This is a genomic window from Oleiphilus sp. HI0061, assembly GCF_001635675.1.
On record NZ_LWFE01000045.1, the window covers coordinates 1 to 1,600 of the forward strand.

General features: G+C 45.8%; 1 protein-coding gene. It reads left to right on the forward strand.

Annotated elements, in window-relative coordinates:
- Window positions 1–133 precede the first annotated feature (133 nt).
- Window positions 134–1,417, forward strand: coding sequence for a cbb3-type cytochrome c oxidase subunit I (locus tag A3735_RS00690; RefSeq protein WP_197485552.1), 1,284 nt, complete (start codon window positions 134–136; stop codon window positions 1,415–1,417).
- Window positions 1,418–1,600 lie beyond the last annotated feature (183 nt).

The following is a 1,600-nucleotide window of genomic DNA, read 5'->3' on the forward strand; positions in this document are numbered from 1 at the left end:
GCTTGGGGCGCTCAGTTGAATGACCTGGAAGTGGCAGCAATCGTAACCTACGAAAGAAATGCCTGGGGTAATAACACAGGTGATGTTGTGCAACCAGCTGATGTCAAAGCGGCGCGCTAGGAGGAGATAATCAATGAGTTCTACTATTACAATTGATGAACAAAATCAGGACGTTTCAAGCGCCGATCATGATCACCACAATGAGCCACCGAAGGGTATAGGCCGCTGGTTATTCAGCACTAACCATAAAGATATTGGTACCATGTACCTGGTGTTTTCTCTCATTATGTTATTTTTGGGTGGTGGTATGGCAATGCTCATTAGAGCAGAGTTGTACTTTCCTGGCTTGCAGTTTTTGGAGCCTGACCTTTTCAATAACATGGTCACTACACATGCCTTGATTATGGTCTTTGGTGTTGTCATGCCTGCCGCAGCTGGTATGGCGAATTGGATGATCCCACTTCAAATCGGTGCGCCAGATATGGCATTGCCACGCTTAAATAACTTGAGTTTCTGGCTATTACCCGCCGGGGCTGCCCTGCTTATTTTGTCAGTCATCGTACCGTTTTTCGGTGGCGGCGCCCCCGTCAATACAGGCTGGACCTTGTACCCTCCCTTATCTGTTCAAGCGGGAATGGGGATGGATCTGCTGATCTTTACTCTTCATGTATTAGGCATATCATCGATACTCGCTGCCATCAATATCGTTACAACGGTATTGAATATGCGCGCTCCCGGCCTTGATATGATGAAACTACCCTTGTTTGTCTGGGCATGGCTATTTACAGCAATTCTATTGATTATGATCATGCCAGCACTTGCTGGCGGCGTAACCATGCTTTTGTTTGACCGTCACTTCGGTACCAGTTTCTTCGACGCTGCTGGCGGCGGCGACCCTGTGTTATTCCAGCATTTATTCTGGTTCTTTGGTCACCCGGAAGTATATGTACTATTACTACCTTCTATCGGAGTTTTAGGTGTTATTGTTCCAACATTCTGCCGTAAGCCTTTGTTTGGCTACCGCCCATTAGTTTGGTTTATGGGTATTCTGCTGGTCTTGGGTATGGTCGTATGGGCTCACCATCAATACACCATTGGCATGTCTGTCCTCGCGACCAACTACTTTATGATTGGTACAATTTTAATCTCGATCCCCGTTGGCCTAATGCTGTTCAACTTTATCTTAACGATGTGGCGTGGCTCTATTACCTTTGAAACACCCATGCTCTTCGCCATTGCCATCATTGTGATGTTCTCATTTGCAGGAACTACAGGTGTCATGCTGGCGGTTGTACCTGCAGATTTGCAATACCATGACACCTACTTTGTGGTCGCACATTTTCACTACGCATTAATACCCGGCGCACTATTCGGGCTCTACGCAGGTGTATTCTATTGGCTGCCGTGGGGGACGTAATAACTGTCAGAACCTGCTGTGCTCATAATGTCCTCTTTATTTTAATTGTTTGTACCATTAGCTATTCAAATAGTTTGCTTGTCGCCAGCTTTATTCAAAGTCTTCTTTGAGTCGCTGACAGAGGGTAATGCGTCTTTATTAGTTTTCAGTGAGTCGTCTCTGTTTGTGTTCATAATGGTATAA

Coding starts and splice junctions, on each gene's coding strand:
- A3735_RS00690 (WP_197485552.1), top strand. CDS start 134: ATGAGTTCTACTATTACAATTGATGAACAAAATCAGGACGTTTCAAGC.